Origin of the sequence: Beijerinckia sp. 28-YEA-48 (genome assembly GCF_900104955.1) — a bacterium.
In the GTDB taxonomy this organism is placed as follows: domain Bacteria; phylum Pseudomonadota; class Alphaproteobacteria; order Rhizobiales; family Beijerinckiaceae; genus Terripilifer.
The window spans coordinates 225117-240219 of record NZ_FNSI01000002.1; the positions used below are offsets into that span (position 1 = coordinate 225117).

13 protein-coding genes are annotated in these 15103 nt (G+C 56.8%); 6 read left to right on the plus strand and 7 right to left on the minus strand.

The genetic code is table 11. The features are described 5' to 3' along the window. Positions 1-11 precede the first annotated feature (11 nt). The 6 genes from BLW50_RS28890 (at position 12) to BLW50_RS28915 (ending at position 6713) form a co-directional block, all read left to right on the plus strand. Entirely contained in the window at positions 12-1550 is a 1539-nt protein-coding gene (locus BLW50_RS28890) for an ABC transporter substrate-binding protein (RefSeq protein WP_090710321.1), read from the plus strand. Between the two features lie 12 nt (positions 1551-1562). Next, positions 1563-2498, plus strand: a complete 936-nt coding sequence (locus tag BLW50_RS28895; RefSeq protein ID WP_280141545.1) for an ABC transporter permease — start codon at positions 1563-1565, stop codon at positions 2496-2498. Next, a complete protein-coding gene (locus BLW50_RS28900; RefSeq protein WP_090710325.1) occupies positions 2495-3400 on the plus strand; it encodes an ABC transporter permease in 906 nt (301 codons plus the stop codon). The genes BLW50_RS28895 and BLW50_RS28900 overlap by 4 nt, the downstream gene beginning before the upstream one ends. Beyond that, positions 3400-4389, plus strand: coding sequence for an ABC transporter ATP-binding protein (locus BLW50_RS28905; RefSeq protein ID WP_090710327.1), 990 nt, complete (start codon positions 3400-3402; stop codon positions 4387-4389). The genes BLW50_RS28900 and BLW50_RS28905 overlap by 1 nt, the downstream gene beginning before the upstream one ends. Beyond that, positions 4382-5407 carry an ABC transporter ATP-binding protein gene (locus BLW50_RS28910; RefSeq protein ID WP_090710328.1) on the plus strand — a complete coding sequence of 342 codons (1026 nt, stop codon included), beginning with the start codon at positions 4382-4384 and terminating at the stop codon, positions 5405-5407. The genes BLW50_RS28905 and BLW50_RS28910 overlap by 8 nt, the downstream gene beginning before the upstream one ends. 91 nt (positions 5408-5498) lie before the next feature. Then, positions 5499-6713, plus strand: a complete 1215-nt coding sequence (locus BLW50_RS28915) for an amidohydrolase family protein (RefSeq protein WP_090710330.1) — start codon at positions 5499-5501, stop codon at positions 6711-6713. A gap of 1275 nt (positions 6714-7988) precedes the next feature. Here BLW50_RS28915 and acs read toward each other — a convergent pair. From acs to BLW50_RS28950, 7 genes are all read right to left on the minus strand, one after another. Continuing rightward, positions 7989-9920: an acetate--CoA ligase gene (acs, locus tag BLW50_RS28920; protein WP_090710868.1), complete on the minus strand. Its 1932-nt coding sequence runs from the start codon at positions 9918-9920 to the stop codon at positions 7989-7991. A 170-nt stretch (positions 9921-10090) separates the two neighbouring features. Next, entirely contained in the window at positions 10091-10720 is a 630-nt protein-coding gene (locus BLW50_RS28925) for an amino acid synthesis family protein (protein WP_090710332.1), read from the minus strand. 41 nt (positions 10721-10761) lie between these two features. Beyond that, the gene (locus BLW50_RS28930; protein ID WP_090710333.1) at positions 10762-11166 is read right to left on the minus strand and encodes a RidA family protein; all 405 of its coding nucleotides are present in this window, start codon (positions 11164-11166) and stop codon (positions 10762-10764) included. 3 nt (positions 11167-11169) lie between these two features. Next, positions 11170-12561 (minus strand): MmgE/PrpD family protein, encoded by a 1392-nt coding sequence (locus tag BLW50_RS28935; RefSeq protein ID WP_170850442.1) that lies wholly within the window; start codon positions 12559-12561, stop codon positions 11170-11172. A gap of 13 nt (positions 12562-12574) precedes the next feature. Further along, the gene (locus BLW50_RS28940; RefSeq protein WP_244544516.1) at positions 12575-13075 is read right to left on the minus strand and encodes a YbhB/YbcL family Raf kinase inhibitor-like protein; all 501 of its coding nucleotides are present in this window, start codon (positions 13073-13075) and stop codon (positions 12575-12577) included. Between the two features lie 36 nt (positions 13076-13111). After that, on the minus strand, positions 13112-14242 hold the full coding sequence (locus tag BLW50_RS28945; RefSeq protein ID WP_090710869.1) for an FAD-dependent oxidoreductase: 1131 nt from the start codon (positions 14240-14242) through the stop codon (positions 13112-13114). A gap of 30 nt (positions 14243-14272) precedes the next feature. After that, a complete protein-coding gene (locus BLW50_RS28950; RefSeq protein WP_090710338.1) occupies positions 14273-15097 on the minus strand; it encodes an alpha/beta fold hydrolase in 825 nt (274 codons plus the stop codon). Positions 15098-15103 lie beyond the last annotated feature (6 nt).

A 15103-nucleotide genomic window follows, 5' to 3' on the forward strand; every position in this document is an offset into this window, starting at 1 on the left:
GGAGGGGCATAATGAAGGAGCCAACAGCGCGAGTCGGGATGTTCGCGGCAGGTGCAGGCTTGCTTATGGCGGTCAGCACGCTCTCCGCCTGTGGCGATAACTCGAACGCGACAGTTCGGGTCGCCTTCGGTGCTCTGCCGGCCGTACTCGATCCATTCCAGGCGGCAACGCCGCCCTACTCGATCGCCAACCGGATGATCTACTCCTACGTAACTCAGGTGAGTGCCACTGCCGGCGGAAAGGTCGCTACGGCGCCCGGCATCGCAGAGTCATGGACCCAGGTCGACCCGACGACTTGGGAGTTTAAGTTGCGAGCCGGGCTGAAGTTCTCCAACGGCGAGCCTCTGGACGCGGCCGCAGTGAAAGCGTCTGCCGACTACCTCCTGAACCCGCAGAACGCCAAGGGACTTCTCGGTGCGCTCAGCATGATCGCGAAGGTGAACGTCGTCGACGCCACGACAATCCGCTTCGAGACTAACAGCCCGGATGGCATCTTCCCGCGTCGTCTGGCAGCGCTCGCCGTAGTTCCTCCAAAGGCGTTCTCCGCCGACCCTAAAAAGTATATGGCTGCACCGGTTGCGAGCGGTCCCTGGAAGGTCGAGAAGTGGGTCCCGAACGAGTCGCTCATCCTCGTTCCCAACCCAGACGCCGTCGCGGCAAAGCCCAAGGCGCAACGTTTGGAGTTCCGGGCCATCCCTGAAGCCAGCGGCCGGATCGCGGCTCTGCAGAGCGGCGGTGTAGACATTGCGCAAGGCATTCCCTCCGATCAAGTCGAGCTACTTAGCAAGAACTTTAACATCGCGGAGAAGGTCGAGCCGGGCTCCTGGCAGATGACCATCTACCAAACGTCAGGTCCGCTGAATGACAAGCGCGTTCGCCAGGCGCTCAACTACGCCGTAGACAAGGAACTGCTGCTCAAGACAGTGATGGGCGGTCACGGCGCAGTATCGCAAGGGCAGGTCGTGCCCGAAGGTGTGACCGGCTACTGCCCGGACGTGAAGGCCTACCCCTACGATCCCGAGAAGGCCAAGGCGCTGCTCAAGGAGGCTGGATACGGGCCGGGTGATCTCACCTTCGACTTCCAGAGCCCGACCGGTTTCGTGACGAACGATCGTGCGCTGGCGCAGGCAACCGCCGCGATGCTGGCCAACGTTGGCGTGAAGACCAACATCAAGTTTCTCGAACTGAGCACGTTCCAGGACGCTTATCGTGACCAGAGCAAACGGGCTCCGATTTTCGCCTGGCGCCTCACAACGGCGCCGTTCATGACGGCTGACCTATCGGCGCGGTGGTATCTGACAGGAGCGACGACCCACCCGACTGGTTATAGCAACCCGCAGTACGATAAGGACTTTGCAACGTGGCAGTCCGAGGGTGAAGAAAAGGGGCTGCCCGCGCTGTGCAACGGCATTGCTCTAGTCCGAGAGGACGCTCCGACCTTGTTCGGGCTCAACCTGCCCGTGCTGTACGCAAGCAACAAGCACGTATCCGGCTTCGAACTGGGAGTCGAAGGCGATCCGCGTTTCGAGTCGGTCGAGGACGGAAAGTAGATGGCCGTTCGCATGCGACTCCCCAGGTGGCTCGTGGCTGGGTTGCGTACGCTGGCGAGCTTTGTAGTCGTGGTGTGGGGATTGAGCACCCTTCTCTTCTTCATCCTGCGAATCAATGGTGACCCGGCCGCACTACTCGCCGGCCCCTATGCCACGCCGGACCAGGTGGAGTTGGTTCGGCGTGAGCTCGGGCTCAACAGCTCCCTCTTCGTCCAGTACCTCCACTTTCTCGGCGACACTGTGCGTCTGCACTTCGGTGACTCCTACCAACTGCGTCAGCCTGCGTTGAATGCGGTCCTTGATCGGGTGCCCGCCTCCCTGCTGCTTGCGTTCGCGGGTATCGGGCTCGCGGCGGCGGTCGCCGTTCCTGCAGGCATCTACGGGGCCGTCCGCCGCGGGACCAAGCGGGGTCAGCTGATCGTCGCTCTGACTCTGGTCGGCCAGAGCGTGCCGAGTTTCGTGCTCGGGGTGCTGTTGATCCGAGCCTTCTCGGTAGGCTTCCCCATCTTTCCGAGCTTCGGCTTCGATGGGTTATGGAGTCTGGTTCTCCCGACGGTGACGTTCGCTGCCTTCCTCGCGGCGAGACAGACTCGTCTGATCCGTACCTACATGCTCGAGGAACTCTCGCGCGACTACATCATGGTGGCGCGGGCGAACGGCTATGGTCCGTTCCGAGTGCTCTTCAAGCATGGGCTCCGGAACGTCGCTATTCCGGTCATCGCGCTGCTGGGCATCGACTTCGGCGTCTATTTCGGCGGAGCCGTGATCGTCGAGGTCGTGTTCGCATGGCCGGGCATCGGGCGCCTGATGGTTGATGGCGTGCTGCAACGCGACTTCCCCTTGGTCCAAGCCGCCATCTTCGTGATCGCAGTGACGGTCTTCATCGTCAGCCGGCTGGTCGACCTGGTTAGCAACCGAATCGATCCGAGATTGCGAGTCCCTGCATGAGTACGACACTGAACATCACCAACGCTGCCTCGGCCAAGCCGAAGAGAGAGCCCAAAGTTCCTCGGTCGAACGCCGGATCGGCCGCAGGCATCGTTGGCGCCATCGTCCTGGCGATAGTGATCGTCGCTTCCGTAGCGGCTCCGCTCATCACCAGCTTCGATCCGAACGCCCAGCAGCTGGCCAACCGGTTGCTCGCGCCCTTCTCGCACGGGAGCGACGGATTGCTCCATCTGCTTGGCACCGACCAGTATGGACGCGATATTTTCACGCGAATCCTCTACGGCGGACGAGTGAGCTTGTCGATCGGGCTGGTGACGGCTTCCATGGCCGCAGTCATCGGAATCGCGATCGGGCTTCTCGGTGGCTTCCGCGAAGGCCGACTGGGCGCTGCCGTCCGTGGGATCCTCGACATCCAGACAGCGTTCCCGTTCCTTGTCATCGCCATTGCCGTCGTTGGCGTCATTGGTGCCAACGTGCTGACGATCATCGTGGTCCTGACGCTGTGGACCTGGCTGCCGTTCGCGCGGCTGTCGTTCACCCTTGCACGGTCCCTCAAGCACGCGGAGTATGTGAAGGCCGCGCGTTCGGCGGGCGCGGGCGATGGATGGATCCTGCGCAAGCACCTGCTACCCAACATGGCGCCCGCATTGCTCGTCGTCTGGACGTTCGTGGTCGCTCAGGTGATCATCGCAGAGAGTGGGTTGAGCTTCCTTGGGCTCGGCATCCAACCGCCGACATCGACCTGGGGCTCGAGTGTGAGCGACGGCCGCGACTACATCTCTACGGCGTGGTGGGTAGCCATTGTGCCGGGCATGGTGATCTCGATCGTGACCCTCGCAGTCAATCTCGTCGGCGATGCGCTGCGGGATCGATTCGACCCACAACTCCAGGTAGGCGCTTGATGAACGAAGTTCTCTCGGTTCGAGACCTTAGCGTTGCATTTCCGGTGAAGGGTGCTTGGGTGGACACTGTCGATCGGGTCTCGTGGACCGTCGACGCTGGCAAGACGCTGGTGATCGTAGGGGAGTCGGGATCGGGGAAGTCCATCTCGGCGAAGGCCGTCATGGGCGTGCTTCCGACGACCGCGCGCATCAGTTCCGGTGGAATCAGGTTGGGCGGTCGCGAAGTGCTCTCGCTCAGTCCACGGGCTCACCGCAAACTCCGCGGCCGCGAGATCGCTATGGTCTCGCAGGATCCACAGACGTCGCTGAACCCTTGCTTTACTGTCGGTTCACAGGTCTCGGAGATGATCCGGGTGCATCGCCGGACCTCCCGGCGCGATGCCTCCCGGCGTGCAGTCGAGATGCTCGCGAAGGTCCAGATTGCTGATCCTGAAGCGCGCGCTCGGCAGTACCCGCACGAATTCTCCGGCGGTATGCGACAGCGGGTGCTGCTTGCGATGGCGCTCTCGGCGGAGCCTAAGGTTTTGATCGCCGACGAGCCAACGACCGCGCTTGATGCGACGGTCCAAGCTCAGGTGCTCGAACTGCTTCGCGCGCTCCAACGTGATACTGGTATGGCCATCGTGCTGATCACCCACGACTTCGGGGTGGTCAGCTCGCTCGCGGACGACGTTGCGGTCATGTATGCAGGTCGGGTCGTCGAGTCGGGATCGGTCCAGGACGTCCTGGTGCGCCCCCGCCATCCCTATACCGCAGCGCTCCTGGCGGCGACTCCGCGACTTGGCAATGGGCGCATGCTGCCTCAGCAGATCCCCGGCACGCCGCCGTCCATTCACGACTTCCCCTCGGGCTGCCGATTCCACCCGCGATGCGCCCGGGCCAAGAGCGCCTGCAGTCTCACTGTTCCGGTGCTCGAAACGGTCTCCGGCTTGGAGCAGACCGTTGCCTGCTTCCACCCACTCCAGCCGCAGGAGCCGTCCAATGTCTGAGGCATTGCTCGACGTTTCTGAGCTGGTGATGAAATTCACGCTGGACCAACGGACGAAAGATGGCTCGCCTGTGGTGGTGTCGGCAGTCGACGGGGTGAGCTTCCAAATCAAACCGGGCGAGACGCTCGGTTTGGTGGGTGAGTCGGGATCGGGCAAGTCGACCACGGCCTCGTTGGTACTCAGAATGCAGAGACCGACCAGTGGTGCCGTTCGACTAGATGGGATCGACATCAGTGTGTTCAGCGACCGCCAGCTGCGCAACGTACGACGCAAAATGCAGGCCGTTTTCCAAAACCCCTATGCGTCGCTCAACCCACGCATGCAGATCACTGACCTCATCGCCGAACCCCTCAATGTGTTCGGTCTCGGCACTAAGGCGGAGCGTGCCAGGGCGGCCGGTGAGCTTCTCCACCGAGTCGGCCTGGCCTCCGACATCGGAGCACGGTATCCGCATCAGATCTCCGGAGGACAGCGGCAAAGGATCGCGCTGGCGCGGGCTCTCGTACTCAATCCCAGCTTGATCGTCCTCGACGAGCCCGTCTCAGCTCTCGACGTCTCGATCCAGGCGCAGATCGTCAGACTACTCGCCGACCTCCAGGCTGAGCGGGGGCTCGCGTATCTCTTCATCGCGCATGATCTGGCGGTGGTGGCGGGGCTCGCGCATCGAGTCGCGGTAATGTACCTCGGGCAGATCGTGGAGATCGGCGACACCGAGCGGATCTATCGAGCTCCGGCCCATCCCTATACGCGAGCTCTGCTCGATGCGACCTTGGATCCGGATCCCCGGATTGAGCGGAGCCGCACCCATCAGGCTCTCCAGGGCGATATCCCGACACCGGCCAATCCGCCGTCCGGCTGCCGGTTCCACACCAGATGTCCAATCGTACAGGACATCTGCCGCCGATCCACTCCTGTTCTAGCCGGTGGTCCTGATCGCGCCGTGCGGTGTCATTTCCCGCTCGTGTCAGTGCCCGCCAATCCGCTATCCTCAACCGTTCCGACCGGAAAGGTCTCGTAAAGATGCTCGATCAGATCGCCCTGAACAGAGTTATCGCTGCAGAGCGTGATCGCCGGCAGCCGATCGAATCCTCCACCCAGGCAGCCGCATCATGACGCGCACCATTATCGTTAACGCACGCCCCTGGGGCGGTGAGCCGGTCGATCTGGAAATCGTCGACAGTGTCATTGCGGGGATTACGCCGCACCGTCAGACTGCGGGCCGGGACGGCGACACCGTCGATGGTCGCGGGCGACTCATTCTGCCTGCTTTCACCGACATCCACACGCATTTGGATTCGAGCCGGCTCGGCCTTCCATTCCGCCCGCACACCGGGGCACCCGATGTCTGGGGAATGGTGATGAACGATCGAGCCAACTGGAGATCCGCGGACGGCACCGCCGCCTCGCGGGCAATCCACACCCTGGGACTGATGATCGCACGGGGAACAACGAGAGTCCGCAGCTACGCACAGATTGACGTCGATTGCGGGCTGGAGCGGTTCGAGGCGGTGTTGGCCGCTCGAGAGGCACACAGCGCGCGTTCCGATGTGAAGGTCATTGCGTTCCCGCAAACCGGGTTCTCCCGCGAGCAGGGCGTGCTGCCCCTGCTTGAAGAGGCACTGAGGTCGGGTGCAGACGTCATGGGTGGCATCGATCCATGTCAGCTCGAGCGGGATCCGGTACGTCACCTCGATACCGTGTTCGGGCTCGCCCAGAAGTACCAGGTTCCGGTCGACTTCCATTTGCACGAGCCCGGCGATCTGGCCGTGTTCAGCGTTGAGCTGATCCTGGAGCGGGTTCGTGCGCTGGGAATGCGCGGGATGGTCAGTATTTCACACGCATACTCGCTTGGCGGCGTGTCAGAGTCCACAACCAGACGGCTGATCGAACAGTTCGCGGAGCTCGACATCGCGATGGCCACGGTTGCCCCATCCGTCAGCACCGCGCTGCCGCTCCGCAGCTTGGTGGAGTCTGGCGTTCGTATCGGCTTGGGCGAGGACGGCATGAGAGACTACTGGAAGCCATACGGCAATGCTGACATGCTCGACCGCACTTGGCAGCTAGCTTTCACCAACAACTTCCTGCACGATCAGGACATCGAGATGTGTCTCGGTATAGGAACCATCGGCGGTGGTTCGATGATAGCGCCAGCCGAAGTCCCACGATTGGTTCGGGGTGGTTGTCAAGGGGTCGCGGTCGGAGATACAGCCGACCTCATCCTTCTCGACGGCCAGACCCCGACCTCGGCGGTCATGGACCGTTCCTCAGACCGAACCGTTTTGCGTAAAGGTCGCGTGGTTGCCGACCAACTGCAGCTAGTCTGAACCAAAAAAGTGCAACGTGGTGGTGGCCCTTTGGCTGCCGTTGTCATTTGAGGGCGATCCGCTGAGCACGGTCGATCAGCCTCTGCTATGGCGTGAGCAGAACTCTGCCTTTCCCCGGGGAACGAGCTCAATGAGCAGGGACGTATTTACCAGGCTGATGCGTGGCTCGCGCATCTCGCTCGTCGTCGGACTAGCCACAACGACGCTCGGTCCCACCTCTCCCGCTAACGCATCGCTTCACCGATCGGAAACGACCAATAGTTGAGAATCGGCCGGACGCACAATTGGCTTCGCAAGCGGAGCCGGAATAGTTGTATTAGGGTAGGGCACTATCGACGACTGATTTTAAGCCGCCATAACACGTACGAATCTTACGCGATGCAAATTTTTCCATCTTCACTTATCAAGATCGATCAATCAGATGCTCTAAGGGTGCAGCTGGCGGCAGCCAATAGCTAAGAACAGCAACCATCGCGCACAATACCGGTCAGCACACCGATAACGCCGCGTCGATATGCTTCTAGTACACGACGCATTTCAGTCTCTCTGATCGTGCTCACGCTGAGAGGGAAAAGAGATGCCATCTCGGAAGCGATTTCCATTATGATCTCGGTATTAGATTAGGCCTTGTCGATGACAAGATCGATACTCGATTTCTGCCTTCTGAAAGATAGCGGAGTAAAGTTTCTTTGTGCATTGACTCCGGTCAATGCCTGAGAAATGATTTGTGCCTATGCTAGCTACATGCTGGGTCTATCTGACCGCTGGACATTTCTCCCAGCAGTGCGATCGCACGAACGCCATTGAGGTCGGAAAGCGATAAGCGTGAGAGCCAGGCTGTCCCAACGCGCCGCATCGGAAAGTGTCGCCCGGAGCGGCTCTGTCCCACATTATTTATTGCGGTGAAGAAATGGCTGACCAGTCGAATTCTGCAGCTAGCAGCGGTTATTCGCAGAAGATCAGGCATGCAATCGAGAGAATAAACGCCTGCCATATATTGAGTTTACTACTTTGGTACTGTTACCTTGTTTTTCTTCTTACGCTTCCTGTGATGCTTGGCGTGCCCAAGCTGAAAAACCCAATCCTGCTATTGTGGGGAGTTCTCATCGTGTACGCATTTATCGCCTACGGATATTTTTGCGTCGTAACGCCCTCAAAACGCCAATCAACAGACTACGCGCGAGATGTTGGCGAACCGAAATGAGGAAACGTGCTTAAAATGATATCGTTTGCGAATGCAGCTTTGCATTTAACCTGACGATCTGCGTCGCGCGTCTACTTCATCCGATTAACAACGAGATTATCCACCACCGACGGATCGGCCAATGTCGACATATCGCCCAGCGCGCCGATTTCATTCTCGGCGATCTTGCGCAGGATGCGGCGCATGATCTTGCCCGAACGCGTCTTCGGCAGGCCGGGCGCGAACTGGATGACATCGGGCGAAGCGATCGGCCCGATCTCCTTACGCACCCACATCACCAATTCCTTGCGCAGATCTTCCGACGCATTCTCGCCCGCCATCAAGGTCACATAGGCATAGATGCCCTGGCCTTTGATGTCGTGCGGATAGCCGACGACGGCTGCTTCCGACACCTTGTCATGAGCAACGAGCGCGCTTTCCACTTCCGCCGTGCCCATGCGATGGCCCGAGACATTGATCACGTCATCGACCCGGCCGGTGATCCAGTAATAGCCGTCGGCATCGCGCCGGCAGCCATCACCGGTGAAATACTTGCCCGGATAGGTCGAGAAATAGGTCTGCACGAAACGCTCGTGATCGCCGAACACCGTGCGCATCTGCCCCGGCCAGGAATCGGTGATGCACAGATTGCCCTCGGTGGCCCCGTCCAACACCTTGCCTTCGCCATCGACGATCTGCGGCTGCACGCCGAAGAACGGATTGGTCGCAGAGCCCGGCTTCAGCTGCGTCGCGCCCGGCAGCGGCGTGATCAGAATGCCGCCGGTCTCGGTCTGCCACCAGGTATCGACGATCGGGCAACGATCATCGCCGACGACGCGGTGATACCATTCCCAGGCTTCCGGATTAATCGGTTCGCCGACCGAACCCAGCAGACGTAACGACGCGCGGCTGGTCTTCTTCACCGGCCCATCGCCCTTTTGCATCAGAGCGCGGATCGCCGTCGGCGCGGTGTAGAAGATGTTGACCTTGTGCTTGTCGATCACCTGCCAGCAGCGCGACTCGTCGGGATAATTCGGCACGCCTTCGAACATCAGTGTCGTCGCGCCATTGGCGAGCGGTCCATAGATGATGTAGCTGTGCCCCGTCACCCAACCGACGTCGGCGGTGCACCAGTAGATATCGCCATCGTGATAGTCGAAGACATATTGATGCGTCATCGACGTATAGACGAGATAGCCACCCGTGGTGTGCAACACGCCCTTCGGCTTGCCGGTCGAGCCTGACGTATAAAGAATGAATAGCGGATCTTCCGCATTCATCGCCTCGGGCGCACATTCGGCCGGCACTTTCGCCGCCGCCTCGTGATACCAGACGTCGCGGCCGGCCTGCATATCGACTTTGCCGCCAGTGTGCTGGACGACGATCACGCTCTTGACCGGGGCCTTCTTCACCGCCGCGTCGGAATTGGCTTTCAGCGGGATCGGCCGGCCGGCGCGCACGCCTTCATCGGCGGTGATCAGCACCGTGGATTTCGCATCCTCGAGACGGCCGGCAAGTGAATCCGGCGAGAAACCGCCAAAGACCACCGAATGCACCGCGCCGATGCGCGTGCAGGCGAGCATGGCATAGGCCGCCTCGGGGATCATCGGCAGATAGATGGTGACGCAATCACCCTTCTTGACGCCTTGCGCCTTCAGCACATTGGCGAAGCGGCAGACGTTCTCGTAAAGCTCTTGATAGGTGATGTTCTTGGACTTCGACGGATCGTCGCCTTCCCAGATGATCGCGGTCTGCTGGGCGCGCTTGGGCAGATGGCGGTCGACGCAATTGGCTGACACATTCAGCTGGCCGTCTTCGAACCATTTGATCGAGACATCGGGCGGCCCGAAGGTCGTGTTCTTCACCTTGGTGAAGGGCTTGATCCAATCGATTCTTTTGCCGTGCTCCGCCCAGAAACCGTCCGGATCCTTGATCGAGCGGGCATACATTTCCTTATAGCCGGCGCCATCGACATAGGCCTTTTTGGCCCATTCCGGAGCGACGGGGTAAATCTTGTCGGACATGCAGGCCTCCCGAATAAAGGCGTATGCGGACATCATTGTCCATGAACAGAGCAAACGGTGCTACACAGATATTGGATAGAAAATTCTGAGAAAACTAATTAGACGCAATTCTATGAAGTATCGTTGTTGCTCGCATTCAATGTCGACGCCGCATTTATTTCATTACACATCTATCGAAGACCGTCTCGTTGGCTGACTTCAGCTGAGGTCAAGCCGCCCAGTCTTGCATCTAAACGACCCCTCGTCGCGCATGCGAATAACAGAACAATCTCTGCGGGAGCCGGTGCATCTCCCAAGCACACGCTGAATGTGTCGTAGTGTGATCGGACATACAATGCATCTTTATGCGCCAAAGGAATATCAATTGACGTCTGAGGCCCTCCAACTTTGCCCGTAGAAGGGATCCAGGCGAGGGCTCCGCCAAGAGCATCCCGAATGGGGCCAGCAAACTTCGTTGTCAAAAACGCATTGCCATGTTCGTACTCCCCTAGGGAACCAACGACGCATGCCTTTCCGTAGCTTTCAACGGCACGACTACCCAGTACTAACTTGATTCGCCGCCCGAACTCGCGGCCCAAATGCTCCGACTGCTCGATAGCTTCGGAGAGATCATTCTGATAGCCGCCTGCATACGGGTTTCTGATAGCAACACCTATCGCGACCCGTTGTAAGGCTTCGCGATCTTCTATTCGCCCACCTTCGCTGATCAAGGTTTCATCAAAGAGTGCATACCATTTGCGGATACAGAGGCCGTTAAAATTTGGCTGCCACAAAAGCGGTACGGGATCCGTTTCGTCCATTCTTCTATACCATATGGCTATATGAAAACTATTGAACCGCGCTAAGCCGTTACAGCTACCACCTCGATCTCAATCAAATAGTCTTCACTAGCGAGCATGCTGACCTCGATAGAACTGCTTGCTGGGGCAGCATCTCCAAAATAAAGGCCCCGCAAATCAGACAGCTTCGCATACTCACTCATATCAACCACAAAAGTCGTAATTTTTACTATATCTCGCAAGCTGGCCCCAGCTGCTTCTAGGCATCGCCCGATATTCTCGACAATTTTTTCAAACTGCTTACGCATATCTCCCTTGCCAACTGTTTGACCGTCGCTGTCTCGCGCTACTTGCCCCGCTAAAAATATGAGAGATCCCCCGGAGATTTTCACAACTTGCGAATAAAGCGGCCTGCCAGCACTTTGGCGCGTGAATATTCCTTTCGGATGGATCTTCTCAATCTTCATTCTTCAATTCCTCAGTGTGTGTAATGGGCTTTGCATAGCCTGCCCTAAAGCAGACAACGATTTATGATTCTGAAAGCTCTCGACAACATTCACCAGCTCGCCGGCAGCTTTGGTTCCGAGGCAAGGAATTACGAGCGCCTGAAATTTACTAAGTAGCCTTGACCCAAGTAGCGCGTAGTCCTGATACGGATCTGACACATCACTTTCCGCGGAATGCTCGATGCCTCCCTCGAGACATACCCTCACACTCGCCTGCGTAAGCGTGTACCCGTCCACGATTTCGACAACAATAATTTCCAACAAACTTTGAACTTCTGGCGCAACTATTTGACGTAAATCAAATACATCTAGTCGGGCCGTGTCGATTTGGTTGAGCGCATAAGAAACGAGCAAGCGGACACTAAACTTAGCTTCGGCTGCTGTCGTTGGGTTCTGAATGTTGCAAATCGTCTCATTCACAGCCCCAATGCGAACCACCACCTTCCGGATAGAAGACGTATCTATCCCTCCTCGCAGTAACTTTAGTGCACACTCGATCGCCGCATGTGTTCCGTAGCAAGAAGCGTGAAACTTAAACAAATTACTTCTCAATTTGAATGTGCCTGGAATTTGCGACAGGGCCGCTTCGGCATTAAAGTTTGAACTCGTCGATCGACAAAATCCGCGAGGATCTCCAAATATATCTGAGCAACTAACTGCTCCAGCTTCAGAGAATATAGCTGCAGACATACCATTTCTTGATGCCAATCCGACCTGAAATGCCTTTCCCATGGTTCCAAATTGCGCTTTGAAACCGGAAGCACACATACTCGAAATGCCGAGGGCAGACGCGGTTTGATCACTGCTCAACCCAAGCAACTGACAAACTGCGATAGTTGTGGCGAATGTGCCTATTGTGGCACTTGCATGATAGCCACGGTCATAATGTCCGGGGGCAACCAATATTCCAATTCGACATCCCACTTCAAACCCAGCCACGTACGCGGAAATTAGCTTTTCAGGCGATATACAGCGATGTTGTGCAACAGCGATAATCGCGGGCCAAATAACAGCACTTAGGTGTCCCGGCAACGCCATATGAACATCGTCGTAATCTAAGACATGTCCCGCCGTGGCATTTATCAACACAGCTTGTTCGAGAGATGCCCCGACACTATGGCCGATAATTGAGCAAACCCCGCTACCATCTGGCAATAGCCGATCAACTAAGGATTCAATGCTCGGATCCGCAGAACCAGATATTGCAACGCCAATGAAGTCCAGTAGAGACAGTTTAGCTAGCTCAATGACATCAGAAGGTAGGCGCGCTTTATAAACACCTTCACCGATCGCGATGAGTTCCTGAGTTATAGTAAAACGCGTCATGGTGAAGATGTCCGAGTTTTCAAGGCCCACTACGCTAGCTCTTTTAAGCGGCATTCTCATACAATGCGACGACGCGATTTTGCTCCAAAATATTGTTACCATACAAAGTCAGGAACTCTTGGCGAGTGGGCGTTCCTGTGACTTTCGTATTGAGAGCATAGATCCAAAAGTAATAGTGATGAGCACCATGACCTGTAGGGGGCTGCGGTCCGAAATACTCACAGGAGTTCAACCCATTTGGGCCAATCCGAATTCCTTTTGTATTACTGTCCACATGGGCAGTGGTCGGCGATATGCCATATACAATCCAATGCGTGAATCCATCAGGTAGAGGCGCATCCGGATCATGACAAATCACGGCCAACTCCACAGCGTCACTTGGTACGCCGCTAATTAATAAAGACGGAGCAATATTGCCCTTGTCAGCAGCATATCGCTCCGGAATCATTTCGAGAGACCGAAAGTCGCTACTCTCAATACGAAGATCTTTAATATTCACCATAGCTGAACCCCAGACACAAGATTGAAGAAGATGCTTCTGCATCTCCTTCTTTATTCAAGCGCGCTTATCGGCGATTGGCTACCAGGAGGAAACGCGCCGGAGTGGATCGTATCGCGCGGTCTCGAAGGCCTCTCGGTGTTGTTGATTTCCCTGCGAAAGAACCCGATTAGCAGTAAGGTCCTTCGACAACGCCTGGCAGCGATCGGTAATTGGCTTCATGCGCTGCTGCCAAGATTTTAATCCGGTCTCCACATCTGGAATTTCAGACAGCTCCATTGCAAGGCTGTATGCGTTTACCATCGCGCAGCCGGCACCTTGCGCTAACGAAGGACACATCGCATGACCAGCGTCACCGACGAGCGCGACGCGCCCTGCTGTCCATTCGTCGAGATAATTTGTTTCGTAGCGATCATATCGAGGCGATGGAACTTTAGCCGCTTCTCTGAGAACTGGCTCGAGAAATGGAAACATCTCCGCCCACGTTTCTAAATGAAGCGGAACCTGTGACCCACCAACATCATCGGCGGGTGCCATAAGTCCCAGATACAGCTCTTCATCGTTACACGGCGCATATAGTATGCGAAGAACGCTCGGCCAAAAGTTCCACATATCGATCATATTGTCCCAATCACCACTCCCGAGTGCTGATTTCATACGGGGCACAATAAGCCGAATAAGACCATCTCTCGAAACATCTCTGACCATCTTGAAGCCGATTGAGTCACGCACCTTGGAGCCAACACCGTCCGCGCCAACTACCAAATTGCTGGATAAGCGTTCTCCCGACGCCAGTGTTACGTATCCGTCCGTTGTGGCACTTACAACTTCAGAGTTTACGCGAATGTCGACACCTACATCGATCGCTCGTTGAACAAGAGAATTGTGAAGGTGCTTTCGAGTCATAACGCGCCAGGGCATTCCGCCAAACGTTTCACGAGACTTTACGGCATTATGCAAACGCGTTTCGTATACAGGAGGCGTCATCGAGCCGTTCAGGACGGCTTCCAGAACGCCTAGACCTTCAAGAACTCGAAGGCCATTGTGCCAAAGCACAATTCCTGCACCAAAGGCACGCAGTTCCGGCCCTTTCTCGTGCAGCCGAACCGACCACCCTCGTTGTCTCAGGGCAATTGCTGCAGTCAGGCCAGCAAATCCCCCGCCGGAGATTTCCGCGTGACGGTCTTTAGGAAACTTGAGCACACTAGTCATCGTTACCACCATATGAATATTCGATTGATATTATCGCCGATCTAGGCAGAAGGCTTCGATCATTCGTGTTACAAGGTCAGCGGCCTCTTCGTTCACATAATGATCGACGCCCTGAACTACGTAAGTAGACAAGTCCGGACGAAGATCGCGTGTCTTTTGAAAAGCTTCTTCGGAAACAAAGCTACTCTGCGCCCCACGAACAATCATCGCTGGACATTTCACGCGTAGCATAGAGGTTTCGAGCTCTTCTCTGAGGCCAATTACAGTTTGAACCATTGCACTCGGCGAAGCGCGAGGTCTCCATAGACCATCTTCTTCGACATATGCAGACTCAACACGCGTTCGAATTGCAGTGTCTGGCATTAATCTGTACCGATCACGAAGGTACTCCGTGATCTCCTCGCGAGAACGAAATCTGCGGTCTCCGGCAACTACGCGCTTTTCCAGCGCGTCGAAGACCTCGTTCTCGATAAATGGTGTAAAATCGATAGGTACGATTGATTTCACGAGATCGGGGTATAAGGCTGCCACGGCGATGCTGTTGCGCGATCCAAGTGAGTTGCCAACGACTGTTGCTGGCTCACCTCCATAAGACGCAATTATTTTCGCAATATCTTCAGCGAAGTCTCCGGCAGCGTATCCAGCATCGGGTTTATCACTCAACCCGTGTCCACGCTGATCGATCGCAACACATCGAGCCCGCCCAGACAAATTAAGAAGTATGGGGTCCCATATCGCGGAATTTGACGTAACTCCATGCAGAAAAATAATTAGCTGTCCTGAGCCAACCTCTCTCAGATTCAATGTCAATTGGCCAAGATTGACACGCCTAGTCGATATAGTTGCTTTCGTCATTATTGT

Excerpts from the sequence above, each read along its gene's own strand:
- BLW50_RS28945 (WP_090710869.1), bottom strand. The coding sequence starts at position 14,242 with ATGACTAGTGTGCTCAAGTTTCCTAAAGACCGTCACGCGGAAATCTCC.
- BLW50_RS28905 (WP_090710327.1), top strand. The coding sequence starts at position 3,400 with ATGAACGAAGTTCTCTCGGTTCGAGACCTTAGCGTTGCATTTCCGGTG.
- BLW50_RS28950 (WP_090710338.1), bottom strand. The coding sequence starts at position 15,097 with ATGACGAAAGCAACTATATCGACTAGGCGTGTCAATCTTGGCCAATTG.
- BLW50_RS28930 (WP_090710333.1), bottom strand. The coding sequence starts at position 11,166 with ATGAAGATTGAGAAGATCCATCCGAAAGGAATATTCACGCGCCAAAGT.
- BLW50_RS28915 (WP_090710330.1), top strand. The coding sequence starts at position 5,499 with ATGACGCGCACCATTATCGTTAACGCACGCCCCTGGGGCGGTGAGCCG.
- BLW50_RS28910 (WP_090710328.1), top strand. The coding sequence starts at position 4,382 with ATGTCTGAGGCATTGCTCGACGTTTCTGAGCTGGTGATGAAATTCACG.
- BLW50_RS28925 (WP_090710332.1), bottom strand. The coding sequence starts at position 10,720 with ATGGACGAAACGGATCCCGTACCGCTTTTGTGGCAGCCAAATTTTAAC.
- BLW50_RS28895 (WP_280141545.1), top strand. The coding sequence starts at position 1,563 with ATGCGACTCCCCAGGTGGCTCGTGGCTGGGTTGCGTACGCTGGCGAGC.
- BLW50_RS28940 (WP_244544516.1), bottom strand. The coding sequence starts at position 13,075 with ATGCAGAAGCATCTTCTTCAATCTTGTGTCTGGGGTTCAGCTATGGTG.
- BLW50_RS28900 (WP_090710325.1), top strand. The coding sequence starts at position 2,495 with ATGAGTACGACACTGAACATCACCAACGCTGCCTCGGCCAAGCCGAAG.
- BLW50_RS28890 (WP_090710321.1), top strand. The coding sequence starts at position 12 with ATGAAGGAGCCAACAGCGCGAGTCGGGATGTTCGCGGCAGGTGCAGGC.
- acs (WP_090710868.1), bottom strand. The coding sequence starts at position 9,920 with ATGTCCGACAAGATTTACCCCGTCGCTCCGGAATGGGCCAAAAAGGCC.